Annotated in this window: 26 protein-coding genes and 1 pseudogene; 12 read left to right on the forward strand and 15 right to left on the reverse strand. The window is 68.3% G+C overall.

Translation table 11 applies throughout. The annotated features are described in order from the left end of the window. Nucleotides 1–14: 14 nt before the first annotated feature. Both ACOZ4N_RS09270 and ACOZ4N_RS09275 read right to left on the reverse strand, forming a co-directional pair. Entirely contained in the window at nucleotides 15–425 is a 411-nt protein-coding gene (locus ACOZ4N_RS09270) for a GNAT family N-acetyltransferase (RefSeq protein WP_424019643.1), read from the reverse strand. Nucleotides 426–473: 48 nt separating this feature from the next. Then, entirely contained in the window at nucleotides 474–923 is a 450-nt protein-coding gene (locus ACOZ4N_RS09275) for a DUF5788 family protein (protein WP_424019644.1), read from the reverse strand. 119 nt (nucleotides 924–1,042) lie between these two features. Between ACOZ4N_RS09275 and ACOZ4N_RS09280 the strand changes: the two genes are divergently transcribed. Both ACOZ4N_RS09280 and ACOZ4N_RS09285 read left to right on the forward strand, forming a co-directional pair. After that, entirely contained in the window at nucleotides 1,043–2,014 is a 972-nt protein-coding gene (locus tag ACOZ4N_RS09280; RefSeq protein ID WP_424019645.1) for a rhomboid family intramembrane serine protease, read from the forward strand. Nucleotides 2,015–2,017: 3 nt separating this feature from the next. Continuing rightward, nucleotides 2,018–2,818 (forward strand): endonuclease V, encoded by an 801-nt coding sequence (locus tag ACOZ4N_RS09285; protein ID WP_424019646.1) that lies wholly within the window; start codon nucleotides 2,018–2,020, stop codon nucleotides 2,816–2,818. A 1-nt stretch (nucleotide 2,819) separates the two neighbouring features. On the opposite strand, the gene ACOZ4N_RS09290 is transcribed toward ACOZ4N_RS09285, so the two are convergent. Further along, a complete protein-coding gene (locus tag ACOZ4N_RS09290; RefSeq protein ID WP_424019647.1) occupies nucleotides 2,820–3,596 on the reverse strand; it encodes a creatininase family protein in 777 nt (258 codons plus the stop codon). Between the two features lie 114 nt (nucleotides 3,597–3,710). On the opposite strand from ACOZ4N_RS09290, the gene ACOZ4N_RS09295 reads away from it, so the two are divergent. Genes ACOZ4N_RS09295 through ACOZ4N_RS09305 form a run of 3 tightly spaced genes read left to right on the forward strand, consistent with a single transcriptional unit; the run spans nucleotide 3,711 to nucleotide 6,096 of the window. Continuing rightward, nucleotides 3,711–4,538 carry an SDR family oxidoreductase gene (locus ACOZ4N_RS09295; protein ID WP_424019648.1) on the forward strand — a complete coding sequence of 276 codons (828 nt, stop codon included), beginning with the start codon at nucleotides 3,711–3,713 and terminating at the stop codon, nucleotides 4,536–4,538. After that, nucleotides 4,535–5,863 (forward strand): glycerate kinase type-2 family protein, encoded by a 1,329-nt coding sequence (locus tag ACOZ4N_RS09300; protein ID WP_424019649.1) that lies wholly within the window; start codon nucleotides 4,535–4,537, stop codon nucleotides 5,861–5,863. The genes ACOZ4N_RS09295 and ACOZ4N_RS09300 overlap by 4 nt, the downstream gene beginning before the upstream one ends. Nucleotides 5,864–5,919: 56 nt before the next feature. Then, nucleotides 5,920–6,096 (forward strand): hypothetical protein, encoded by a 177-nt coding sequence (locus ACOZ4N_RS09305; protein WP_424019650.1) that lies wholly within the window; start codon nucleotides 5,920–5,922, stop codon nucleotides 6,094–6,096. Here the strand turns inward: ACOZ4N_RS09305 and ACOZ4N_RS09310 are convergent. The 4 genes from ACOZ4N_RS09310 to ACOZ4N_RS09325 form a co-directional block, all read right to left on the reverse strand. Beyond that, nucleotides 6,093–7,211 (reverse strand): ArsA family ATPase, encoded by a 1,119-nt coding sequence (locus ACOZ4N_RS09310; protein ID WP_424019651.1) that lies wholly within the window; start codon nucleotides 7,209–7,211, stop codon nucleotides 6,093–6,095. The genes ACOZ4N_RS09305 and ACOZ4N_RS09310 overlap by 4 nt on opposite strands. A 90-nt stretch (nucleotides 7,212–7,301) precedes the next feature. Beyond that, complete coding sequence (locus ACOZ4N_RS09315; protein ID WP_170845305.1) at nucleotides 7,302–7,457, reverse strand: DUF7563 family protein; 156 nt, start codon at nucleotides 7,455–7,457, stop codon at nucleotides 7,302–7,304. A gap of 66 nt (nucleotides 7,458–7,523) precedes the next feature. After that, on the reverse strand, nucleotides 7,524–10,034 hold the full coding sequence (locus tag ACOZ4N_RS09320) for an ATP-dependent DNA helicase (RefSeq protein ID WP_424019652.1): 2,511 nt from the start codon (nucleotides 10,032–10,034) through the stop codon (nucleotides 7,524–7,526). Between the two features lie 43 nt (nucleotides 10,035–10,077). Further along, a complete protein-coding gene (locus tag ACOZ4N_RS09325; protein WP_424019653.1) occupies nucleotides 10,078–11,178 on the reverse strand; it encodes a pyridoxal phosphate-dependent aminotransferase in 1,101 nt (366 codons plus the stop codon). A gap of 141 nt (nucleotides 11,179–11,319) precedes the next feature. Here ACOZ4N_RS09325 and ACOZ4N_RS09330 point away from each other — a divergent pair, with 141 nt between their 5' ends. The 3 genes from ACOZ4N_RS09330 to ACOZ4N_RS09340 are packed head-to-tail and all read left to right on the forward strand — an operon-like array spanning nucleotide 11,320 to nucleotide 12,857. Further along, the gene (locus ACOZ4N_RS09330) at nucleotides 11,320–11,760 is read left to right on the forward strand and encodes a hypothetical protein (protein ID WP_424019654.1); all 441 of its coding nucleotides are present in this window, start codon (nucleotides 11,320–11,322) and stop codon (nucleotides 11,758–11,760) included. Nucleotides 11,761–11,798: 38 nt separating this feature from the next. After that, complete coding sequence (locus ACOZ4N_RS09335) at nucleotides 11,799–12,317, forward strand: CinA family protein (RefSeq protein WP_424019655.1); 519 nt, start codon at nucleotides 11,799–11,801, stop codon at nucleotides 12,315–12,317. 45 nt (nucleotides 12,318–12,362) lie between these two features. Beyond that, on the forward strand, nucleotides 12,363–12,857 hold the full coding sequence (locus ACOZ4N_RS09340; protein ID WP_424019656.1) for a metal-dependent hydrolase: 495 nt from the start codon (nucleotides 12,363–12,365) through the stop codon (nucleotides 12,855–12,857). 1 nt (nucleotide 12,858) lies between these two features. Here the strand turns inward: ACOZ4N_RS09340 and ACOZ4N_RS09345 are convergent, their stop codons facing one another. Next, nucleotides 12,859–13,632, reverse strand: a complete 774-nt coding sequence (locus ACOZ4N_RS09345; RefSeq protein ID WP_424019657.1) for a PHP-associated domain-containing protein — start codon at nucleotides 13,630–13,632, stop codon at nucleotides 12,859–12,861. 99 nt (nucleotides 13,633–13,731) lie between these two features. Here ACOZ4N_RS09345 and ACOZ4N_RS09350 point away from each other — a divergent pair, with 99 nt between their 5' ends. Together ACOZ4N_RS09350 and ACOZ4N_RS09355 are read left to right on the forward strand one after the other, a co-directional pair. After that, on the forward strand, nucleotides 13,732–14,037 hold the full coding sequence (locus ACOZ4N_RS09350) for a DUF7565 family protein (protein WP_424019658.1): 306 nt from the start codon (nucleotides 13,732–13,734) through the stop codon (nucleotides 14,035–14,037). Nucleotides 14,038–14,117: 80 nt separating this feature from the next. Continuing rightward, entirely contained in the window at nucleotides 14,118–14,519 is a 402-nt protein-coding gene (locus ACOZ4N_RS09355) for a hypothetical protein (protein ID WP_424019659.1), read from the forward strand. A gap of 2 nt (nucleotides 14,520–14,521) precedes the next feature. Here ACOZ4N_RS09355 and ACOZ4N_RS09360 read toward each other — a convergent pair whose 3' ends face one another. The 7 genes and pseudogenes from ACOZ4N_RS09360 to ACOZ4N_RS09390 form a co-directional block, all read right to left on the reverse strand. Further along, complete coding sequence (locus ACOZ4N_RS09360) at nucleotides 14,522–15,283, reverse strand: potassium channel family protein (protein WP_424019660.1); 762 nt, start codon at nucleotides 15,281–15,283, stop codon at nucleotides 14,522–14,524. A 153-nt stretch (nucleotides 15,284–15,436) separates the two neighbouring features. After that, nucleotides 15,437–15,505 (reverse strand): annotated as a pseudogene (locus tag ACOZ4N_RS09365) (transcription elongation factor Spt5); the annotation flags it as partial. Between the two features lie 99 nt (nucleotides 15,506–15,604). Then, nucleotides 15,605–16,042, reverse strand: a complete 438-nt coding sequence (locus ACOZ4N_RS09370) for a transcription elongation factor Spt5 (protein WP_092689341.1) — start codon at nucleotides 16,040–16,042, stop codon at nucleotides 15,605–15,607. A gap of 1 nt (nucleotide 16,043) precedes the next feature. Beyond that, the gene (locus ACOZ4N_RS09375; protein WP_092689343.1) at nucleotides 16,044–16,220 is read right to left on the reverse strand and encodes a protein translocase SEC61 complex subunit gamma; all 177 of its coding nucleotides are present in this window, start codon (nucleotides 16,218–16,220) and stop codon (nucleotides 16,044–16,046) included. A gap of 91 nt (nucleotides 16,221–16,311) precedes the next feature. Further along, nucleotides 16,312–17,469 carry a cell division protein FtsZ gene (gene ftsZ, locus ACOZ4N_RS09380; RefSeq protein ID WP_424019661.1) on the reverse strand — a complete coding sequence of 386 codons (1,158 nt, stop codon included), beginning with the start codon at nucleotides 17,467–17,469 and terminating at the stop codon, nucleotides 16,312–16,314. A 96-nt stretch (nucleotides 17,470–17,565) separates the two neighbouring features. Continuing rightward, nucleotides 17,566–18,942: a D-aminoacyl-tRNA deacylase gene (locus tag ACOZ4N_RS09385; RefSeq protein WP_424019662.1), complete on the reverse strand. Its 1,377-nt coding sequence runs from the start codon at nucleotides 18,940–18,942 to the stop codon at nucleotides 17,566–17,568. Continuing rightward, complete coding sequence (locus ACOZ4N_RS09390; RefSeq protein WP_424019663.1) at nucleotides 18,942–20,327, reverse strand: sodium:calcium antiporter; 1,386 nt, start codon at nucleotides 20,325–20,327, stop codon at nucleotides 18,942–18,944. The genes ACOZ4N_RS09385 and ACOZ4N_RS09390 overlap by 1 nt, the downstream gene beginning before the upstream one ends. A gap of 124 nt (nucleotides 20,328–20,451) precedes the next feature. Here ACOZ4N_RS09390 and ACOZ4N_RS09395 point away from each other — a divergent pair, with 124 nt between their 5' ends. Next, nucleotides 20,452–21,249 (forward strand): shikimate dehydrogenase, encoded by a 798-nt coding sequence (locus tag ACOZ4N_RS09395; RefSeq protein WP_424019664.1) that lies wholly within the window; start codon nucleotides 20,452–20,454, stop codon nucleotides 21,247–21,249. A 25-nt stretch (nucleotides 21,250–21,274) separates the two neighbouring features. Next, nucleotides 21,275–21,856 (forward strand): helix-hairpin-helix domain-containing protein, encoded by a 582-nt coding sequence (locus tag ACOZ4N_RS09400; protein ID WP_424019665.1) that lies wholly within the window; start codon nucleotides 21,275–21,277, stop codon nucleotides 21,854–21,856. Nucleotides 21,857–21,896: the final 40 nt, after the last annotated feature.

Genomic DNA, 21,896 nt, shown 5'->3' on the forward strand with positions numbered 1-21,896 from the left:
ACGCGACGCGGGTCTCAGAGCCGCTTCTCGATCACGTAGCCCCACTCGTCGTAGTCCAGTCGCTCGTAGAACTCGTGGACACCCTCCTTGTCCAGCGGACTCGCGAGCGAAATCGACACACAACCCTGTTTCTCCGCCCACTCCTCGACGAACTCGACCATCGACCGGCCGTGTCCCGCTCCCCGATGGGGTTCGTCGACGACGAGATCGTAGAGCCACGCGTGCCGTTCGTGGTGGAGGTGTCGCTGTTCGAGGACGCCCGCTACGCAGATCAGATCGTCGCCGAGGAAGCCACCGAACAAGCGGTACTCGTCCTCGCCGGTCCAGGCCAGCACGTCCTCGGGCGACTCGTCACGCCAGAGTTGCCGGAGGATCGGGACCGCCGCTCTGCGCTCGGATTCGGCCGTCAGTTCTCGAACGTCCATACCGGGACACAGAGACGGTGGTCGATTAACTGTTTTCGAGAACCGACATCAACGCCCACGGCCGGTGCCGATGCCGCTGCTGTCGTCCTCGTGACCCAGCGCCTTCTTGAGGAACTTCGTCCAGCGCTTCTTGTCCTGGGCCGCCTGCAGTTCGGCCTCCTTTTCGAGGTCGGTCGGCCCGAGATTCTCCAGTGCGTTCAGCGCGCGGTCGATGCCGATGATCGCCCGGGCGATCGCCTCGCCCTCCTCGAAGGTGATGTCGTCCTCCTCGATGCGCTGTTTGCGCTGGAGGCGCTCCCGGCGGAGGTTCTTTTTCGCCTGCTCGACGCGTTCGCGCTCGCCCTTCGGCACCGTGTCGCGACGCTTGATCTCGAAGACGAACGTGCGGAGGTCGATGGATTCGCCCTGCACCTCGATCTCGTCGGGGATGTCGGCACCGACGGTCGCGCCCTCGCGCTCGATCCGTTCGAGGAGCTGTTTGCGCTGGAACTCCTGCACGGTCGCGTCTGGGGTCGCGACCGACAAAACGTTCTCGGACGCTCTCGGTCCGAGCGGCCGTTCACGGCCGTCGGGACGGTGGGGAAGACCTTTCCGGAGGCGTGCCCTACCCCGGCACAATGGCGAAGTGCGACGCGTGTGGGAAAGAGGAAAACATGCCGTATCAGTGTCGCCACTGCGGGGGGACCTACTGCGGCGACCACCGCCTCCCCGAGAATCACAGCTGTCCGGGGCTGGAAAACTGGAACGACCCCAGCGGCGTCTTCGACAGCGGGTTCGACGACACCGTCGACGGCAGCGGCGGAGGCGGCTGGGGCGGGTCGTCGAGTTCGAGCGGCGGTCTGCTGGCGAAACTCGGGATCGACACCGGCCCCGGGGGTGTGTTCAGTTACTTCCGCGGGAACATGACCTTCGTCTTCCTGGGTCTGATGTGGATCACGTTCGCGTTCCAGCTCCTCGTGTTCCCGGCACTGGGATTCGGGCCGAGTACTGAGGTCTGGGCCGCGGTGTTCACGATTTCCACCCAGCATCCGGAGTACGTCTGGACGTGGGTGACGAGCATCTTCTCCCACGGCGGGTTCGGCCACATCGCCGTCAACAGCATCGTGATCTACTTCTTCGGCCGGATCGTCGAGAAGTACGTCGGCTCCCGGGATTTCGCCCTGCTGTTCCTGGGCAGTGGTATCCTCGCCGGACTCGGACAGCTGCTCATCTTCAACCTCCAGGGCATCGCGGGCAGCGCACTCGGGGCCAGCGGGGCCGCACTGGCGATCATGGGCGTGCTGACGGTCCTCAACCCCCAGTTGCGGGTCTATCTGTGGTTCCTGCTCCCGATCCCGATCTGGGTCCTCACCGTCGGATTCGCCGGGATCAGCGTCCTCGGAATCTTCGGCATCAACGTCCCGGTCTTCGGCGGCGGGAACGTCGCCGACGGGGCCCACCTCGCCGGCCTCGTGATCGGCCTGATTTACGGCCAGCGGGTCAAAGACAAGATCACGGCCCCCGGACAACTCCAGTTCGGCGGCGGAATGGGTCGCGGCCCCGGCGGCCCTGGCGGCCCCGGCGGCCCCGGCGGACGCGGTCCCTTCTGACCGATGGAACCCGTCCATCCCGACTTCGTTCCGGACGCCAGTCTCGACCGCGAGGAGATGGAAGCCCTCCAGCGCGAGATCGCCGACGCCGCGGTTTTCGAGGACGACTTCGATTTCGATCCGAACCGGGTCTGTGCCGACCGCGAGACTGGCCAGCGGACACTCGGCGAGACAGACAGCAGTAGCGACGATGGGCCCGTCGTCGTCGGCGTCGACCAGGCCTTCCTCGACGACGACCGCGCCGTGTCGGCGCTGGTCGCGTTGCAGGACGGCGAGGTGATCGAACGCGCCCACGCCGTCGCGCCGACGGAAATCCCGTACATCCCCGGCCTGCTCTCCTTCCGCGAGGGCGGCGCGATACTGGCGGGCTTTCGGAACCTCGCGGTCGAGCCCGACATCGCATTCTTCGACGGGAGCGGCCGCATCCACTTCCGGGAGGCGGGGCTGGCGACACACGTCGGCGTGACCCTCGATCTCCCGAGCGTCGGCGTCGCGAAGAACCTGCTCTGTGGGCGACCCGTCGCGTCGACCGACGGACTGGCCGAGGGCGAGCGGGTCGGCATCGAAGCCGACGGGGACGTGACCGCGCCCGACGGGACGGTCATCGGCTACGCCGTCCAGTCCCGGCAGTACGACTCGCCGAACCAGTACATCAACCCCCTCATCGTCAGTCCGGGCCACCGCGTCGGGGCCGAGACGGCCGCGGACCTGGTTCTCGCCTGTTCGGCGGGCTACAAACTCCCCGAGCCGACGCGGCTGGCCGACCAGTACGCCGACGACCTGAAAGCCGAACTCGGTGACTGATTCACTCCCGTTCGCGGACGTGCGGTTCCGGCATCAGGTCCTCGAAGGGCTGGTCGTCGAGCCAGTCACAGAGCTTGACGAGTTGATCGCTGGCGGCCTCGAACAGCTCCTCGCCTTTCTCGGGTGTCGCGTCGGTCTGGTCGCCCAGCACGCCGTTCTCGGTGTTGTCCGCGGCGTCGTAGAACGTGCGTGCGCCGTGAACGTCCATGTCCTCCCACTGGGTGAGACCGCCGTCCCGGGCGGCTTCGAGGCGGTCGTCGTGGACGAGTTCGTTCGCGATGTGCATGATCATCGCCGTCTCCTTGGGCCCGCCGTGGGGGCCGTTGTGCGCAAAGAGGTCGTCGACGAGGTCGGGGATGGACTCGTCCCACATCCACTCGATGGCGTAGGCGGTTTCCGTCTCGTGGAGGCGGCGACCGACCTCCTGGAGGTGTTCGACGTTGCCGCCGTGGGCGTTGACGTAGACGATGCGGTCGATGCCGTGGTAGGTGAGGTTCCGGGAGAAACTCTCCACGTAGTCACGGAAGACCGGGGCGTCGACCCACATGGTGCCGTGGAACTGGCGGTGGTGGGGCGAGACGCCGACGTTGATCGTCGGGGTACAGAGGAAGCCGGTGCGCTCTGCGGCCTCGCGGGCCAGCGCCTCGGCGATCATGTGGTCGGTCCCCTCGGGGAGGTGGGGACCGTGCTGTTCGGTCGAGCCCAGCGGGACGATGGCCAGCGACTCCTCATCGAAGTACGTGCCCAGGTCGGGCCACGTCTCGTCTGCGAGGTACATCCTGTCGGTTTCAGGTGCGCCGACCCCAATAGCCTGCCCATTCCCGCGTCGGCGGGGGAGAGCGGCCGGGCGAAATACTTGCAATTTAACAGCGACCCGGGCGAGGCGACCGGTATGGAAGACAAGACGGTGCTGATCACGGGGGCGTCGTCCGGCATCGGCCGCGCGACGGCACAGACGTTCGACGAGGAGGGGTGGACGGTCTACGCCACGGCGCGTGACACGGACGACATCGAAGACCTGGCCGAGGCGGGCTGTGAGACACAGGAACTCGACGTGACCGAGCCCGAACACGTCGAGGCCGCCGTCGAGCGCGTCATCGAGGACGCGGGGCGACTGGACTGTCTCGTCAACAACGCGGGCTACGCGCAGTTCGGGCCGCTGGAGGACGTGCCGACCGACCGCGTCCACGACCAGTTCGACGTGAACGTCTACGGGCCACACCGGCTGATCCGCGAGGCCCTGCCCCACATGCGCGAGCAGGGCGAGGGGACCATCGTCAACGTCTCCTCGGTCGCGGGCCGGATCGCCACGCCGGGGATGGGCGTCTACAACGGCTCGAAGTTCGCCCTCGAAGGGCTGACCGACGCGCTCCGTGGCGAGGTCGACGACTACGGCGTCGACGCCGTGCTGATCGAACCCGGCCCCGTGGACACGAACTTCGACGAGCGGGCCGACGAGGAACTGGAGAACGGCACGGAGCGCTCGGGGGCCTACGACTCGATCTACGCGTTCTACGAGGAGGGTCAGACCTTCGGCGGCACGAGCGCGCTGGCGGTCCCGCCGACGGACGTGGCCGAGACGATTCTGGAAGCGGCCTGTTCGCCCGACCCCGACCCGCGCTACCCGGTCGGCCAGCTCGCGAAGTACTCCTCGCTGTTGCGGTTCGTCCCGGACCGCTTCCGCGACGGGTTCTACCGACTGGCCAAGAAACTGGCGTGATCGACGACCGCGACGCCCTCGCACGGACCCCCGCGCACGACCTGGCGCTGTCCTGCGTCGCGGCGGGGATCGACGCCGCCCACCCCGAGCGGGTCGTCCGCGACTCGCTCACTGTCGAGGGTGATCAGCTCGGGCTCGCCGGGAACGTGATCGACCTCGGCGCGTTCGAGCGCGTGGTCGTCCTCGGCGGCGGGAAGGCCGCCTCGCAGGTCGCGGCCGCGCTGGAAGCCACCCTCGGCGACCGCATCGACGGCGGCGTGGTCGTCACCGACGACCCCGTCGCGACCGACAGTGTCACCGTCCGCGAGGGCGATCATCCGGTCCCGAGCGAGCGCGGCGTCGAGAGCGCGCGAGCGGTCCGGCGAGCGGCCGCCGACGCGGACGCGGACACGCTCGTCCTGGCGGTCCTGACCGGCGGCGGGAGCGCGCTCCTGCCCGCGCCGGCCGACGGACTCTCGCTCTCGGACCTCCAGGACGTGACCGAATCACTGCTCTCGGCGGGCGCGCCCATCGCGGCGGTCAACGCCGTCCGGAAGCACTGCTCCGCGATCAAGGGCGGGCAGTTGGCCCGCGCGGCCGCCCCCGCCACAGTGATCACCCTGCTGTTCTCGGACGTGGTCGGCGACGATCCGTCGGTCGTCGCCAGCGGGCCGACCGTCCCGGACCCGACGACGTTCGCCGACGCCCGGCAGGTCCTCGACGACTACGACGTGGACCCACCGACGGCAGTCGACGAGCGGCTCGAACGCGGCGTAGCCGGCGAGATTCCGGAGACGCCGGACGGCGACGATCCGGTCTTCGAGCGCAGTCGGACGCACGTCCTCGCGAACGGGCGGACGGCCATCGAGGCGGCCCGGGACGTGGCCGCCGACGCCGGATTCACGCCACTGGTGCTCGCTTCGGGCATCGAGGGCGAGGCTCGCGAGGTGGCGCGAACCCACGCGGCGGTGGCCCGGGAGATCCGCGAGTGCGGCGACCCCGTCTCGCCGCCCGCAGTCGTCCTCTCCGGCGGGGAGACGACGGTCACGGTCGACGGTGACGGTCGCGGGGGCCCCAACTGCGAGTTCGCGCTGAGTGCGGCCCGCTCGCTCCCGCCCGCTACTGTGCTCGCTGCGGTCGACACGGACGGCCGGGACGGCGCGAGCGGCGGGGCTGGCGCGCTCGTCGACGCCGAGACGGTCGAGGACGACGGGGCCGCCGGCCGGGCGCTCGCGGACAACGACGCGGCGACGTATCTGGACGACCGGGACGCCCTGCTCCGGACGGGGCCGACTGGGACGAACGTCAACGATCTACACGTGCTGGTCGTGGCCGACGACGAGTAGGACGGCGACCGACCGGGTTTCGGGCGACTTTTGATTCGTCGGGGGCAAGGGGAGGCATGGACTTCGATCTGCAGAAAGCGGTGCTGGCACTGCACGTACTCGTGGGGATGGTGTTCGTCGGGCTGGGAGTCCAGAACTTCGTCAGCGGCCGCGAGATCGGTCTCGTGCTGAACGGCCTGCTCGGCCTGCTCATCATCGGGATGGGCGTCGGCGTCTCGCGGCTGGTCGACTAGTCGAGACAGGCCGCGACGACTCGCAACAGGTTCTCCCCGCGCACCTCGTCGGCGAACAGCGGGACGCGTTTCACGTCGTGACCCCGGAACAGGTCCTGGGCCTCCTTGAGGGCTTTCTGCTGGACCTGCCACCGGCGCTGGCAGAACTCGCAGTCGTCCAGGTCCGGCGAGACGAACCAGTCGCCCTCCACGTCGGCCACGTCGGCCAGGTCCTGCATGACGCGGTTGACGACGACGGTCTCGACGGGCACGCCAAAGGAGTCCAGTCGGTCGAGCAACCGCTGGGACTCCATCACGCTCAGTTCCTCGGGCACCATCACGATCCGGAAGTCCGTCTTCGCCGGGTCCCGCAGGACGGCCCGGAGCCGCTCGATCCGCTCGCGCAGCACCTCCAGATCCTCCATGTCAGCGCCCTGCTCGTCGTCACTGCCGCCGAAGGGCAGGGAGTCGAACAGCCCGCTGAGCCGCTGGCGCAGTTTCAGCAGGCGCCCCATCATGGAGTCGAGCAGTTCCGGCAGTTCGAGCAGCCTGAGGGTGTGGCCCGTCGGCGCGGTGTCGACGATCACCCGGTCGAACCGCTCGTCGTCCATGTACTCCAGCAGGAGTCGCATCGCGGCCGCCTCGTCCATGCCGGGCATCGGGCCGGCGAGGGGGTCCGCGGCCGTGGCGTCGCCATCGGCGTCGGGACCGGCACCGCCGGTCGGCCCAGCGCCCGCCTGCTCGCCCTGTCCGCCCATGCCGCCCATCGGCCCGCTACCGCCCAGCAGTTGGCCGAGCCCGCCCATCCCGCCGAGGCCGCCCTCGGAATCGAAGGGGCCGTCGCCGACGGCCTCCTCGGGGTCGATCTCGGCGGCGTAGAGGGGGATGTCCTCGCGGATGCGCTCGGGATCGGCGGGGATGTCCGTCTCCAGGGTGTCCGACAGCGAGTGGGCGGGGTCGGTCGAGACGACGAGCGTGGCGGTGCCGTCGCGGGCGCTCGCGAGCGCGGTCGCGGCAGCCATCGTCGTCTTGCCGACGCCGCCTTTCCCGCCGTAGAGGACGTAGTCGGCCGCGTCGACGCCTGTCGGGACGGCCGTCTCGTCGATCTCCTCGACGGCCTCGACCTCGAGATCCATACCTACGGGTTCGTCGGGGGACTTGTGTACCCGTCGGTCCGGCGTGGCGGCTGGCGGGTGCCGATGAGCGACGAAAAGCGAGAAAGGAACTCAGGACCGCGAGGAACGGGCCTCGCGGACGTCGTTGCCGTCCCTGATCTTGTCCTCGCAGTTGGGACAGACACGCGGTGCGTCGAGAGTCTCGGGCGTGAACACCCGGACGTACGCCTCAGTCACGAAAGAACCGCAGTTCTGACACTCAGGCATCCGACTGAAAGCGGGGAATCACGCCACATATGCTTTCTGAAACGAAGTCGCGAGGCGAACGCTGGGTCACTCGGGCCGGTCGTGGTCGCTCCAGAACGAGTCGAACTGCGGGCCGAGGAAATCGGGCGTCATCCGGACGAATTCGCTGCGCTCGGCGGGCGAGAGATACTCGTGGACCGAGTGGACGGCGTCCTCGGTGTAGCGCTCGCCGACCAGCATCCGGACGCCCACCTCGTCGGCCCCCCGGATGACGCGGCCGATGGCCTGGCGCGCGCGCCGGACCGCGGGCACGGTCAGGGCGTACTCGAAGGCCACGTCGTCGCCGAACGCGCGGCCGTAGGCGGCCTGGACCGCGCGGACTCGCGGCGAGCCGATGTTGACCAGCGGGACGCCGACCACCGCGCAGGCGTGGAGTTTGTCCCCGTCGTAGTCGACGCCCTCCGTGAGCGTGCCCCGCGTGCTCGTCACGAGTACCTTCCCCGGCCCGGCGAAGAAGTCGCGTTTCAGTTCGTCGGTCGCCTCGTTGCTCGAACTCTCGTCCACCAGGACCTCCTTCTCGACTACGTCCCGGAGGTAACTGCCGGCCCAGGCGGCCTCCCGGTAGTTCGGCATCGCGATCATCACGTTGCCGGGGCTGCGGGCCACGGTGCGGAGGACCTGCTCGTACTCGTCGCGGGTGCGGTTGCCGTGGTCCCGGACCGGATCACCGCGGTTCCGGGCGGTGTAGGCCGTCGCGTCGACGAGCCAGCTCGCCCGGTTCTCCTCGGGGAAGGTGAGCCCGTAGGATCGCGTCTCCACCGGCCGGCCGGGGTCGTCGTCTGCGGCCGCCAGCCCGCCGGTTCCGGACCGTTCGAGAGCATCCAGCCCGGAGACGCGGGTGAACACGTCCAGCGGTTCGAGGGTGGCGCTCATCAGGACGCCGCCGCCGAGTTCGTCGAAGATGGTCCTGAGCGCCTGTGCAGGCATGCAGTCGTACAGCAGGAGCCCGGCGGTGTAGACCTCCTGCCAGGGGGTGGCGGTCGCACCCGTGTCCGACGGGGAGTGTTCGAGTTCGATCTCCCGGAACGCGGTGGCGTGGTCGCGCTCGTACCAGTCGCCCATCACTGCGCCGACGGCCGCCGCGACGCACTGCCGGGACTCGCCGAGTTCGTCCAGCGTCGTCTCGACGGCGGTGCCGACCGCGGCCAGCGAGCGCCACAGGTCGCCGCCGTAGCCCTCGCGCTCGGCCCACTCCGTGAGGTCGTCGACCTCCTCGGTCTCCGGATCGCGGAGCGGGACTTCCATGTCCTCCTCGGGCAGTGAGCGGAGGTCCTGCTCCCAGCCGCGGCCGAACTCCGAATCGAGGTGGGCGGTCACGCGGTCGTCGAGCCAGCCGACCACGTCGTCGTAGAACGCCCGGGCCGTGGCGACGGCGTCGCGGGGCACGTCGTGGCTGGCCAGCCGGTCGTCGACCTCGCGTTCGTGGTCGCGGCTCTGGTTGGCCAGCTGGAGGAGCTGGGCGCAGTCGTTGCGCGCCCGCACCAGGGTGTGCCGGCCCACGCGATCCGAGAGCAGGTCCCGGACGCGCCCTTCGAGCCGGTGGGCTTCGTCGACGACGACGAAGGTACTCTCGTCGAGGACCTGCGACAGGAGGGGCCGCGAGTCCGGGTCGAACAGGTGGTTGTAGTTGCCGATCACCACGTCGGCTTCGCCCAGCAGGACGCCCATCGCCCGGTGCGGACAGGTGCCGTGGGCGACGGACTCGGGCAGGAACTCCGTCGAGGTGAGGACGTTGTCCTCGCCGTCGGTGAAATCGACGGGCGACCCCTTGTTGCGGGCGTACCAGTCGGCCTCGAAGGGACAGTACAGCGGCGGGTCGTCGCCGTCGACCATCTCCTCCGGCGCGCGTGGCTGTTCGCGGCGGTAGGGTGACTCCTCGCCGGCCGTCTCCAGGCGGTCGTCGGCCATCGTGTTGAACTGCTCGGGGTCGCGGCGGGCGGCCTCGGCGAGGTCGGCCCCGCGTTTCGGGTCCCACCACTGGTCCTCCTCGTCGGTATCCCCGCCGACGGCGGCGTCGGTCGCGGCCCCGCTGTGGGCGTCGGTCCCGCCGTCGGCTTCGACGAGGCGGGCGGTGTCCTCGCGCAGGTCCTCACAGCGGTCGTGGACGGTGGCGTCCCGGGGGAACAGGTCCTCGCGGCCGTACGGACAGAGGTCGCGTTTGCCCACGAGGGCGATCCCGTCCAGCGGGTCGTCCAGCCCCGAGTTGACGACACGGAGGTCCTCGACGAACTGGTCGAGTTGCTGTTTGACCGGCGTGACGACGACGACGTTCTCGTAGTCGTCCTCGCGGACGAGCGTGGTCGCGGCGGTCAGGGCGGCCATGGTCTTGCCCGTCCCGCAGGGGCCTTCCATCGCGAGGTAGCCGTTCTTCCGGCCGACCTCGATGGCCGCCTCGACGGCGTCGGGCTGGTTCGCGTAGGGCTCGTCGTACCCGAAGTAGGTCCGCCAGGGCGGGTCGTCTCCGTTTCCGTCGCTCTCGGCGGTCGCGGACGCCGACGCGGACCTGGATTCCGAACCGGTCCCCTCGCGGTCGCTCATTGCCAGAAGGTGGGGACGTCCTCGGGTATGAACCCCCGGATTCTCAGTCGAAGTAGGTGGCCAGGCGCTCGGCCGCTTCCTCGGCCCGGGGCGTCACCAGGGCGAACCGGAACCAGTCGGCCCGCGACTCGCCGAAGGCCGCGCCGGGCATCCCCGCGACGCCAGCCTCGTCGATCAGTCGCTCGACGTTCTCCATGGTGCCCGAGAAACCCGGGAACCGCGCCATGACGTAGAAACTCCCCCCGGGCGTGGTGTATTCCGCCCCGGCGGCGTCCAGCGCGTCGGTGAACGCCTCGACCCGCGAGCGGAGCATCGCGCGGTTCTGTGCGAAGTAGTCCGGCGGCGTCTCCCGGAGCGCCCGCCAGACCGCGAACTGGGCCGGCCGACTGCTCGTCACGTTGGTCAGCATGTGCCGGGTCCGGAACCGGTCGACCAGCCACTCGGAGACGATGGCGTAGCCGACCCGGAAGCCGGTGATCGCCAGCGACTTCGAGAACGCGTTGGTGACGATTCGATGCGCGGAGTCGACCGCGAGCGCGCTGGTGAACTGCCCACTGTAGTCGAAGTGATCGTACACCTCGTCGCTCACGAGCAGGGCGTCGTAGGTCTCGGCGATATCGACGAGTTCCCGGATCGTCGCCTCGGGGTACACCGCCCCGGTCGGGTTGTTCGGGCTGTTGACGACGATCAGCGCGGTATCGTCGCTGGCGACCTCCCGGACGGCGTCGGGGTCGAGGCGGCCGTCGTCGTCGACCGCCACGTACCGGGCCCGCCCGCCCAGCAGGTTCGTCCGCCCGGCGTAGTAGGGGTAGACCGGATCGGTCAGGATCACCTCGTCGCCGGCGTCGCGGGTCAGCCCCTCGGCCATCGCGAGGTGGTTGGCCTCGCCCGCGCCGTTCGTGACCAGCACCTGTTCGCGGTCGACGTTGCGCCGGGCGGCGATCTCCTCGCGCAACTCCAGCAGGCCCTCGCTGGCGGGATACTGGAACTGTTCGGGGTCGCCGTCGGCGTACTCCACCAACCCCTCGCGGAGCGCCCCCGGCGGTTCCCAGTCCGGGTTCCCGCTCACCATGTCGATGACGTCCCCCGCCGCGGCGTCCGCGTACTGCATGACGCGGAAGAACTGCGGCCGCTCGTAGTCCATACACCGACTGCGTGGCCCCGAAACCTGTGTCTTTCCAACTCCGCCGGCTACCTGTCAGACCGTGATGTCATCTCTCGGCAAATTGATTTATGACCGATGATGGAATTGATTTATGACCGATGATGGACTCCATCGACAGTTATGAAGGAGCCGTCGATCAGTCGGAAACCCTCGAAAACCCAGGTCCTCTGGACGAGCGACGAGGCGAACGGGATCAAACGGTTCGACGGCGACCACTTCCGGAAGTGGTGTCGTCACTACGGCTACGAGTTCGAGACCTACTCACGGGTCGACCACGACCGGGCCGAGGAGTCCCGGACCCAGTACCAGTGCGTGTTCGCCACCGGGTCCGGGGGCGGGGATTCCTTCGAGGTCGACGGCGAGACCTGGGACATCCAGACCGGCGAGTCGCCCCGAACCTTCGTCGAGATCGACGAGGACGGGATCATGCGCGTGCAGGGCTGGTCGACCGAGCGAATCATCGACGTGGCCGAACTCTGGCACGAGGGACCGGAGCTGTACATCGCGGCCGCCGGCGACGGGGACAACCTCCACCTCGACACGCGCGACCTGACCCGGTGACCGCGGAGTTCTTTGTGGGCGCGGCCGTCGCTCCCACCATGCGCGAGTTCGCTTCCGACCCACCCATCGAGGAGACCGTCGGCGACCGACTCGGCGAGGCCGATCATACTGTGGCCGTCGCCGAGGGCTGTACCGGCGGGCTCGTGGCGACGCTGTTGACGGCCGCGCCGGGCGCGAGCGACTACCTCGACCGGGCACTGGTCCCCTACTCGTACGACTCCCTGCGGGAGTTGCTGGCGCTCGACCGCGAACTGCTCGACGACCACGGCGTCGTCAGCGGACCGGTCACCCGCGACCTCGCCCGGGCCGTCCGGGATACCGCGGGCACGACCTGGGGCCTCGCGACCGCCGGCGTCGCCGGGCCGGAGGGCGGCACGTCCGAGAAACCCGTCGGCACCGCTTTCGTCGCCGTCGCCTACGCCGGCGAGTGGGGGACCGGTACCTCGACGGCCAGTGTCGAGCGCTACGAGATCGACGGCGACCGCGCGGCGATACGGGAGCGAGTCGCGAGGCTGGCGCTGTCGGACCTGGACAGTCACGTCGCCGACCGGGTGTAATGGGACGGGAAAGCATTTGAGGGGGCCGGACCTGCCACCGGACGGATGAACAAAGAGGGCCACGTCCTGAACGCCGTACTCCTGAGCATCGGGCTGGGGTACATCCTCGAACCGGCCGGTGACTTCTCGACGTTCCGCACCATCGCCGAAGTGACGATCCCGGTCACGCTGGGCGCGCTCTTTCCCGACGTCGACACCGCCTTCGGCCGCCACCGGAAGACACTGCACAACTTCATCGTGCTGGGCATCTTCCTGGCCTACCCGTTCGTCTTCGACAACCTCCAGTTCGTCTGGCTGGGCGTGTTGACCCACTACATTCTGGACCTGGCCGGGAGCAAGCGCGGGCTGGCGCTGTTTTACCCATGGGACAAGGAGTTCGGGCTCCCCGTCGGCGTCGCCACCTCCAGCAAGTACGCCAATCTGGCGACGCTGATCATCACGGGGGTCGAGTTACTGATCATCGGCCTGCTGGTGTTCTACGCGCCGTCGTACGTCCCGCAGGAACTGATCGATCACGGGACGACGGCGCTGGGAGTGTGACTCAGTAGAGGCGCACGTCGTCGAACTCGTCGCGGTACGCGATGTGGCCCGGATGGGTCGGCTCGGTCCCCTGCAGGTAGATCCGGTCGAACTTCTTGTACGTGTTCTCCCAGAGCAGGTGCGCGAACTCGGCCTTGCACCGCAGGGTGTGGGTGAGCCCGTCGCGGTGGAAGATCCGACGCGGCGCGCCGGCCTGTAGCATCGTCACGAGGTCCGCGGTACTTTCGATTGGTTCCTCGAAGGTCGTCCAGACCTCGCCGACGGTCTTCGGGAGGTGGGCGTACGAGGAGGCGAAGGCCGGCAGGTCGGTCTCGCGGGCGATCTCGCGGGCACGACGGTTGTCCCGGTCCAGATGCTTCGGGTTGTACACCTCGACGGCGTCGATCTGGTCGCGGTACTCCCGGATCTGGTCGATATCGAGACTCACCGTCAGGAACTCCGGGTGGGGAACGACGACGGCGGCGTTCTGGCGGCGGAGTTCGGCCATCGTGCCTTCGAGGGTGAGAAAGTCGGGCACCGGGTCGGTGAGGCCGATAGCGAGGACGTGCCGACGCGACCGCCAGTCGCCGGTGAACAGCTCGCGGGCCGGGATCACGAGCAACTCGTCGTCGGAGTACTCCCGGGCACGCTCCTCGATGTCGGGCAGGCGCTCGAAGTGGGGTGCGTAGACCAGCGCGTCCAGGCCCCGGGCTTTGGCCCGGCGGACCACCTCGTCGTCGAGGATCTTCACGTGCATGTCGACCCGGAACCCGTCGTCGGTCGCCCTACCGGCCATACTCGTCCGGGAGTTTCGTCGGTCGGGTGATATGGATTCTGGTTTCACGCAGCCGAGGCTGGCGAACGTTTTTATCCGTTGCCCGACTGCATCAGGTCGATGCCACATTGGGAGTGTGCGATCGAGGGCGACACGGAGCGGTTCGAGCGCGTGGAGGACCTCATCATCCACCAGGCGACCGAACACGACCGCATCGAGTGTCAGGTCTGTGGGACCGTCCTCCCGGACGGCTACTTCGCGATCCGCCACGCCTTCGACGAACACAGTCGCGCCGAGTACGTCCGCGCCTACGACGCCACCAGCGACGAGGTGCGCCGCCGCGAGAAAGTCAAGGAAGCCATCGAAGACAACGCGGACATCAACGAGGTCATCGACCGCCTCGAAGGCAACGGTCCCAGGGCCTGACAGTCCCCCACGACCGAACGGTTTTCTGGCTCGGAAAAGCCGCGCCTGTCTTTATCCGCGTCGCCGTCCACGTGTCGACTATGCCCTCTCACTCGACCGACGGCCGGAGTTCGCTCTGGGACCGTGCGACCGCCCAGCGCAACGTCGCCATCTACGCCGCCATCCTGGTGGCCGTTCCCGCGGCGTACGGCTTTCACACGGTGTTCGACGCCGGCGGTGGCGATTTCCTCCTGTTGATGACCCTGGCCGTCGGCGTCCCGACGGCGTACAACGACTACTGGCCGGCCTTCGACCGGACCTGGAAAGCCGTCGCGTGGGTACTGGTCGCCTGTACCGTCGCGACCGCCGCGTTCGCCGGTCTCTTTCTGGCTGGGACCGAGCGACTCGCACTCTCGGCGTTCCCCGCCAGCGTCGGCGCGTTCCTCGTGACCGTCGGCGGTGTCCACGCGGTCCCGCTCGCGCTGTTCGGGCGCGAGGGCTGACCTCACAGCCCGTCGACCACCTCGGTCCCGCTGACGACCTCCGGAATCACCACCGTGTCCGCACCGGCCCGCCGTGCGACCGACTCGTAGGTCTCGTCGCCGACCCTGACGACGAGGGCGGCGTCGGGCGCGAGCTGGCTCGTCACGATGGCGATCTGGATTGTCACGTTCGAGTCGTCGATGGCCGCCACGACGGCGCGAGCGCGGGAGACGCCGGCCCGTTCCAGCACGTCCTCGCGGCGCGCGTCCCCCTCGATGACGAGCGGTTCGTCGCTGGCCGCCTCGACGACCGTCGAGTCCGATTCGACGACGACCACGTCCTCGCCGCGCCGCCTGAGTCGCTGTGCGACCGTCCGGCCGAACATCCCGTAGCCACAGATCACGACGTGGTCGGAGAGACTCTCGATGGTCTGTTCCGTTTGCACGCGTCGTAGTTCCTCCCGAAACTGGCCGCCGAAAACCGTGTCCAGGACCGATTCGCCGATCCACAGCCCCGACGCGATCAGCCCCGCGAACACGACCAGCGCGAACCCCTTCGTTACCCGCTCTGGTCCGGAGTGGTGCTGGAAGTGGAGTTCGATGCTGGTCGGGTCCAGGAGCCAGAAGGCCGCGTCAACGGGCGAGACACCGGCGAGCGCGACGAATCCGACGATACCGACGGTCCCCGTCACGACGAAGAGTCCGATCGGCACCAGCGCAGCGCCGATCCGACCGCGGACCGACCCGACCGTCCCGGACACGCCCACCGCTAGGAACCCGTCCATAATAAATTATCATGATATTCATTCGAGCGACGGGGAACCCTGGCGGTCGGTGGCACTGCCCCGGATAGCTGGCGGTCGTGACGTTCGCGGATCGACCGGTGAAAAGGCGTTCGTTCGCTGGGCGAACCGCGTGTCTCCGGCGAGACTGCTCGCTTACCGTTCCTCAGAGTCCAGCACCCGAATCTGGTCGCCCCGCACGGTGACCGGAATCGGCACCGTCGCGCTCCCACCTTTTTCTGCGTCGGGTGGCTCGCGTTGCTCGCCACCGCTCCTTGAAAAACGTGGGCGAAAAAGCTGCGACTCGCGTCGCTCGTCGCAGTACTACCGCTCTTCCGAATCCAGCACCCGAATCTGGTCGCCCCGCACGGTGACCGGAATCGGCACCGTCGCCTCGTACAGTTCCACCGTCACCTGATCCTTGGACTCGTCGATCCGCTGGACCTGGGCCTTCTCGCCCTTGAACGGGCCGGCGATGAGTTCGACGATGTCGCCCTCGGCGATCCCTTCCACGTCGGGTTTCGGCGAGAGGAAGTGTTCGACTTCGGCGATGGAGCTTTTCCCCTGGACGACCCCGCGCATGTGCGGAATCTCGTCGGAGATGCGCTCGAAGACGGCGTCGTCGTCGGCCTCGACCATCACGTAGCTGGTGAGGCTGTCGGGCGCGAGGGCGGCGTGGATGGACGGCTCCTCGCGGTTCATGATCATGTCCGCGACGGTGCGTTCCTGACTGGCCGTGGTTTTGACAGCGAAGATGCCCATGTTAGACTGGAGGGTTCGTGATGAAGCTCATCAACAGGAAGATGACGAATCCCATCAGCCCGACCAGGCCGATCCCGGCCCCTGCGATCTTGGCGATCTGGGAGAACTCTTCCCACGACGGGGTGCTCGCGAGTTTCAGCACCCGAACGTAGGAGGTGAGGTCGTACGGTACTTGCATACCCGGGTGTAGCCCCTGCCCCTTTTTCTATCTATTGGTGCGAAGCGGAAACAGAGACGCAACGGAGTCGAACGAGAGCGCGAGAACGGGACTACTCCACGTAGTCGATGTCGTCGCCGAGGTTCTCCGCGGCCTGTTCGACCTCGGTCTCGTTTTTGCCGTAGATCTGTGGACTCTCGACGCCAGTGACGACGATCATGGTCTCCATCTTGCCCTCGAACTCCTGGTTGACCGATGCGCCCCAGATGATCCGGGCGTCGGGGTCGATCCGGTCGTAGATCTCCTCGACGACGCCCTCCGCCTCCTCGATGGACATGTCCGGCCCACCGACGACGTTGACCAGCGCGGAGTTGGCACCGTCGAACTCCACGTCGAGCAACGGCGACCGGAGCGCCGATCTGATCGAATCCTGTGCCTTGTTCTCGGAATCGGACTCCCCGAGGCCGATCATGGCGACGCCGCCGTTCTCCATGATCGTCCGAACGTCCGCGAAGTCGACGTTGACGAGGCCGGGCTTGGTGATCAGTTCGGTCATGCCCTTGACCGAGCGCATCAGCACGCGGTCACAGATCTTGAACGCGTCCTGCAGGGGCATCGAGGGCGCGTAGTCGAGCAGGCGGTCGTTCGGGACGACGATCACGGTGTCGGAGACGGCGCGCAGGCGTTCGAGACCGGCGTCGGCGTTGGCCCGCCGGCGCTCACCCTCCGCGGTGAAGGGGATCGTCACGATGGCGATGGTCAGCGCACCGGCCTCCTGTGCGGCCTGGGCGACGACGGGGGCCGCGCCCGTTCCCGTCCCGCCGCCGAGACCCGCCGTCACGAACACCATGTCCGAGCCGTCGATGGACTGCTGGATGTCCTCGATGTTCTCCTGAGCGGCCTCCTCGCCGATCTTGGGGACCGACCCCGCGCCGCGGCCGCCGGTGCGTTTCTTGCCGATCAGGATCTTGGTGTCGGCTTTCACCTCGTCGGCGAGGTGCTGGGCGTCCGTGTTCGCGGCGACGAGTTTCGCGCCGTGGATGCCCTCCTCCATCATCCGGGTCACGGTGTTCCCGCCCGCACCGCCACACCCGACCACGGTGATTTTCGTTTCGAGATCCTTGACGACATCGGCCAGTTCCTCGTCGGTCATCTGGCCCGAGGTCGATACGTCCTCGGTCGCCGTCGTCCCGCCAGTCTCGGTCTCCTCGGGTGCCTGTGCCGACTCCTCCTCGCTTTCCTCCATGGCGTCGTTAATAATGGAGTCCATATTTAAAGGGGAAATTGCAGAGCAGGATTAATTATCTTTCCCCTCCTGTCAGCCGCGCGTCATACGTTGCATTCGATCCGGTAGGGGCGAATTAAATTACAGGGAGAAGCGATCTTCCCGTTCGGACCGGACCCGGTCGGGTGGGATCGTCTTTCCGTCGACCTCGACAGGTTCGCCCGCGGACAGGCGACCGAACTTGGGACCCTCGGGGACCCCCAGCGTCTTCGCTTTCCCCGGGTCGAAGGTCTCTTGACGGGCGATCACGGCGTCCTCGCGGCGCTCGACCGAGTCGTAGGCCGTCCGGAGTAGGTCGACGATACCGTCGATAATCGTCGTGTAATCTCCACGGGAAGCGACGGCCGCGCGGCCCGCGACCCGGTTCCCGTTCTCCTCGGTCTCGAACGCCAGGGCGGATGCGGCGACGAGTTCCCGGGTGCGCTCCTGATCGATCCCCTGTGCCCTGTCGAGCAGGTCGTCGGGCAAGGACACGGTCTCGAAGTCGATGTCGGGAGCAACATCAGCGGCCCGCTCGCCGAATCGCAGGCCCGCCGCGACCGAGACGAGCGTGTCTTCCAGCCGGTCCGCGAGTGCGAGCGGGACGCCCGTGACCGCGCGCAGCCACGTCTCGCCGACGACGCGGTAGCCGAGGGCCGTAATCTCCTCGCGGAGGTCGGGGTGATCCCCGTCCACGACGGCGTGGGTCGCCGCGCTCTCCGCGAAGGCCGCGTCCACGAGGTCGCGGTTCGCGGCGGGGTCGCCCATGGCCTCCAGCCCCCAGTCGGCGGCGAGGTGGCCGACGGCCCAGTCGGTCTCGCGGACGATCCGCTCGAACCGCGGGGCGTAGTGGCCCCCGCCGAACCCGACGAGGTGGCGGCGGGCGGTCTCCCCGTCGGGGCCGACGCCGTTTGTCGCCGGCTCCGGGTCGGCGTCGGGCGCGACCCCGCGGAGGTCGAGGATGGCTCGCGCGACCGCCTCGGCGGCCGCCGGATCGTCCCACTGGGGGTCGCCGCTCCCGACCTCGACGAACATCGACGGGACGCCCACGTCGGTCGGGCCGTGGTGGGTACACTCCATGCCGACCTCGTAGTCCTCGGGCGCGTAGGTGGCGAGCGCGTCGAGTACGTGGCTGTGGGCGTTCGGGCAGGCCCGCGCGAGCGCGTCGTCCTCGCCGCCGTGTTCGGCCGGGCCGAAGTTGCCCGTGTGGTGGGCCGTGAGGAGCGGGCCGGTCTCGCCACTGTGCCGGGACGCGAACACCAGCAGGTCGAGGTCGGCGGGGAAGGCGTCGGCGGCGTCGGCCAGGTGGAGGTGCCACGCGTCGAACTCGCGGAGCTGTGCCCCGTCGGCCTGATAGGCAGGGCCTGCGGCGTCGGGATGGTCGGGGCTCTCGACCGGGGACCAGTCCGCCAGGTCGCGCAGGTGCTCGCCGACGTGTTCGGAGGCCCGGTCCGCACGGGAGACGACGATACCGAGCATCAGTCGGCCTGCTCCATGTAGACGGGCTCGCGACCGACGGCGGTCCGGACCGCGTCACCGGCGAGGCCGAACAGGCGGCGCAGCGAGTCCCGGCGCTTGACGAACAGTGCCGTGCCCAGCACCAGATAGACGGCCGTGTACGCGAGCAGCAAGTCGTGGCTCGAGATGGGTAACTCGATCAGACTCCTGATGAGGGCGAACTCCAGCAGGACCTGCGAGATAAACAGGACGAACAGGACGACGGCCTCCCGGATCGAGATCTCGAAGTTACAGAGCAGGGCCAAGGCGAAAAAGGACTGGCCGGCAGTGATCCAGATCTCGGCGGACTGGCGGGCGTCGAACGGCAAGGTTCCGACCGACCCGAGCGCCAGCGAGTAGACGACGGCGATGGTCCCGATCAACAGCGTCCACTGGTTGAGCTTCGAGGAGATCAGGGCGTTGAACCCGGCCGTCGAGCGGGCCTTGTTGACGAGGACGGCGACGACGATCAACTCGGGCGACTCGCTGGCCAGCGGCGCGACCCACTGGATCATGAAGAACTCGGGGACGCCGTTCTGGACCCCGATGACTTCGAGGCCGTGCGCGAACGGCTCGACCGCGATGAAGATCATCGCCCCGGAGTAGGCAAAGAGCGTGAGGACGGCCAGCGGTCGCCACGGGAGCGACCACCCCTGGAGGTACTTCGGCACGCCGACGGTGTGCTCGCTCTGTTCCACGTCGGATTTGAGGACCAGCCCGATGTAGGCGACGTACAGGCCGACCAGCAGGAGGGTATCGAGGACGTCGATGCCGCCGCCCAGCGGGACCGCGAACGCCCACGCGGTCGCCAGGAACAGGAACGTGATTTCGGTGGCGATGTCCTCGTCGAGCTGGACCGCGTCGCCGAGCCACCCCTCGCGGTTCACGACCGCCGGGTCCCGCGTATCGAACGACCGCCAGACCGTGAACGCGGCGATCCCCGCCCAGCCGATGCCGATGAGGATGCGGTTCGCACCGGTCATGTTGGCGATGGCGAGATTGGCGTCGTGACAGGCCTCGGCGACCGGCGTCGCCTGCGCCTCGATCTGCCCGGGACTGAGCGCCGCACAGGCCTCGGCGGTCGCGCCGCCGGCCCCGGCGCTCCAGGCGTACAGCGCGTCGACGGCGTACTCGGGGGCGACCGCCAGTACCGCCAGCACGGCGATGGCGAACGCCCGTGGCACGTCCTTCTCGGCGGTCTCGGCACCCCACGCGAGCAGGAACGACGCGCCGAGGATCGCCACGCCGCTGATGGCGACCTCCGCGACGATTCCCGGGTGTGCCCCGGTGAGAAAGACCGCGACCCACGGTGCCGTCAGGGCGGCCGCGACGGCGACCGCGACGAGCGGATGGCGTAGTCGGCTCACTACACCAGCGGAGACGGCACCAGCACGAAAACTTTGCCAATTCGGTGCGGCCGCGTTCGCGTGCAGTGAACGCGACCGGACCGGGAGCGGTGCGATTATGCCGACCCCGGAACTGGCCACCGGTATGGACGTGTACGGACTGATCGGGAATCCGGTGGGGCACTCGCTGTCGCCGCCGATGCACGAGGCGGCCTACGAGGAACTGGGCATCGACGCCCGCTACGTCACCTTCGAACCGCCCGCCGACGGCGGCGCGGCGGCCGTCGAGTCGGCCGCGACGCTGGGCGTTCGCGGCCTGAACGTCACGATTCCGTTCAAGCAGGACGTGCTGGACGCAGTCGAACCCGCACCGCTGGCCGAACGCATCGGCGCGGTCAACACCGTCGATTTCGGCACCGACCCGCCGACCGGCTACAACACCGACGCCGTCGGTGCGACCCGCGCACTCCGGGACCACGACGTGGCTCTGGAGGGGACCGCGGTCGTCGTCGGCGCGGGCGGCGCGGGCCGGGCGGTCGCGTTCGGCCTCGCCGACGAAGGAATGGCCGTCGACATCGCGAACCGCACCGAGTCGAAGGCCCACGACCTGGCCGAAGCAGTGCCCGACGCGACGGGGCACGGCCTCGACGCGCTCGACGAACTGGTCGCCGACGCCGACGTGCTGGTCAACTGCACCAGCGTCGGGATGAAAGCGGACCGCTCGCCGGTTCCGGCCGATGCCCTGCACGCCGACCTGGGGGTGTTAGACGCCGTCTACGACCCCATCGAGACGCGGCTCCTGCAGGACGCGGCCGATGCGGGGGCGACGACGGTCGACGGCGCGTGGATGTTGCTGTACCAGGGCGTGGAGGCCTTCGAGCAGTGGACCGGCGCGGACGCACCGGTCGAAAAAATGAACCGCGTTTTGCGGGAGCGTCTTTAAGTAGGCGGGTTGACTATATCGGACCATGGGGCTGTTCAAGATACTGAAGTCGGTCATCGGACTCGGCAGTTCCGGGTCTCGCTCGACGTCCGGAACAGCCGAGCCCGGGCGCGAAAACGTCGACGTGACAGTCGAACACGAACCCGAACCGGACACCACGTCCGAGGACGCAGTGAAGGGAACCGGCGACGAAACGACCGCCGACGCCGCATCGAGTCCGGCCGCCGAACCGGCCGACGAGAGTGATACCGGGACCGAACCCGAAGTCGAAACCGACGAATCGGACGCCGAGGTCGAAACCGCCGACGACGAACCCGAAGTCGAGGCCGACGATGCCGAGACGGAGGCGACGGCCGACACCGGGGACGCCGACGAATCCGAAGCGTCCGACGACGCGGAACCCGAGATCGAGGTCGAGAACGCGGACGCGGACACCGACACGATCAAAGGCATCGGGCCCTCCTACGCGGAGACACTGGCCGAGATCGGCATCGAGACGGTCGGTGACCTCGCGGCGGCCGAGGCCGCCGACATCGGGGAGCAGACCGACCTCTCGGAGACACGCGTCGAGCGCTGGATCGCCCGCGCTCGCGGCGAAGACGAGTAGAACCGCAAGACGGTTACTCCTGTATCTGTTCTCTTTCGGT

The organism is Halorientalis pallida (assembly GCF_049605515.1).
Classification (GTDB): domain Archaea; phylum Halobacteriota; class Halobacteria; order Halobacteriales; family Haloarculaceae; genus Halorientalis; species Halorientalis pallida_A.

Excerpts from the sequence above, each read along its gene's own strand:
- ACOZ4N_RS09270 (WP_424019643.1), bottom strand. The coding sequence starts at position 425 with ATGGACGTTCGAGAACTGACGGCCGAATCCGAGCGCAGAGCGGCGGTC.
- ACOZ4N_RS09280 (WP_424019645.1), top strand. The coding sequence starts at position 1,043 with ATGGCGAAGTGCGACGCGTGTGGGAAAGAGGAAAACATGCCGTATCAG.
- ACOZ4N_RS09285 (WP_424019646.1), top strand. The coding sequence starts at position 2,018 with ATGGAACCCGTCCATCCCGACTTCGTTCCGGACGCCAGTCTCGACCGC.
- ACOZ4N_RS09290 (WP_424019647.1), bottom strand. The coding sequence starts at position 3,596 with ATGTACCTCGCAGACGAGACGTGGCCCGACCTGGGCACGTACTTCGAT.
- ACOZ4N_RS09295 (WP_424019648.1), top strand. The coding sequence starts at position 3,711 with ATGGAAGACAAGACGGTGCTGATCACGGGGGCGTCGTCCGGCATCGGC.
- ACOZ4N_RS09305 (WP_424019650.1), top strand. The coding sequence starts at position 5,920 with ATGGACTTCGATCTGCAGAAAGCGGTGCTGGCACTGCACGTACTCGTG.
- ACOZ4N_RS09310 (WP_424019651.1), bottom strand. The coding sequence starts at position 7,211 with ATGGATCTCGAGGTCGAGGCCGTCGAGGAGATCGACGAGACGGCCGTC.
- ACOZ4N_RS09315 (WP_170845305.1), bottom strand. The coding sequence starts at position 7,457 with ATGCCTGAGTGTCAGAACTGCGGTTCTTTCGTGACTGAGGCGTACGTC.
- ACOZ4N_RS09320 (WP_424019652.1), bottom strand. The coding sequence starts at position 10,034 with ATGAGCGACCGCGAGGGGACCGGTTCGGAATCCAGGTCCGCGTCGGCG.
- ACOZ4N_RS09325 (WP_424019653.1), bottom strand. The coding sequence starts at position 11,178 with ATGGACTACGAGCGGCCGCAGTTCTTCCGCGTCATGCAGTACGCGGAC.
- ACOZ4N_RS09330 (WP_424019654.1), top strand. The coding sequence starts at position 11,320 with ATGAAGGAGCCGTCGATCAGTCGGAAACCCTCGAAAACCCAGGTCCTC.
- ACOZ4N_RS09335 (WP_424019655.1), top strand. The coding sequence starts at position 11,799 with ATGCGCGAGTTCGCTTCCGACCCACCCATCGAGGAGACCGTCGGCGAC.
- ACOZ4N_RS09340 (WP_424019656.1), top strand. The coding sequence starts at position 12,363 with ATGAACAAAGAGGGCCACGTCCTGAACGCCGTACTCCTGAGCATCGGG.
- ACOZ4N_RS09345 (WP_424019657.1), bottom strand. The coding sequence starts at position 13,632 with ATGGCCGGTAGGGCGACCGACGACGGGTTCCGGGTCGACATGCACGTG.
- ACOZ4N_RS09350 (WP_424019658.1), top strand. The coding sequence starts at position 13,732 with ATGCCACATTGGGAGTGTGCGATCGAGGGCGACACGGAGCGGTTCGAG.
- ACOZ4N_RS09355 (WP_424019659.1), top strand. The coding sequence starts at position 14,118 with ATGCCCTCTCACTCGACCGACGGCCGGAGTTCGCTCTGGGACCGTGCG.
- ACOZ4N_RS09360 (WP_424019660.1), bottom strand. The coding sequence starts at position 15,283 with ATGGACGGGTTCCTAGCGGTGGGCGTGTCCGGGACGGTCGGGTCGGTC.
- ACOZ4N_RS09370 (WP_092689341.1), bottom strand. The coding sequence starts at position 16,042 with ATGGGCATCTTCGCTGTCAAAACCACGGCCAGTCAGGAACGCACCGTC.
- ACOZ4N_RS09375 (WP_092689343.1), bottom strand. The coding sequence starts at position 16,220 with ATGCAAGTACCGTACGACCTCACCTCCTACGTTCGGGTGCTGAAACTC.
- ftsZ (WP_424019661.1), bottom strand. The coding sequence starts at position 17,469 with ATGGACTCCATTATTAACGACGCCATGGAGGAAAGCGAGGAGGAGTCG.
- ACOZ4N_RS09385 (WP_424019662.1), bottom strand. The coding sequence starts at position 18,942 with ATGCTCGGTATCGTCGTCTCCCGTGCGGACCGGGCCTCCGAACACGTC.
- ACOZ4N_RS09395 (WP_424019664.1), top strand. The coding sequence starts at position 20,452 with ATGGACGTGTACGGACTGATCGGGAATCCGGTGGGGCACTCGCTGTCG.
- ACOZ4N_RS09400 (WP_424019665.1), top strand. The coding sequence starts at position 21,275 with ATGGGGCTGTTCAAGATACTGAAGTCGGTCATCGGACTCGGCAGTTCC.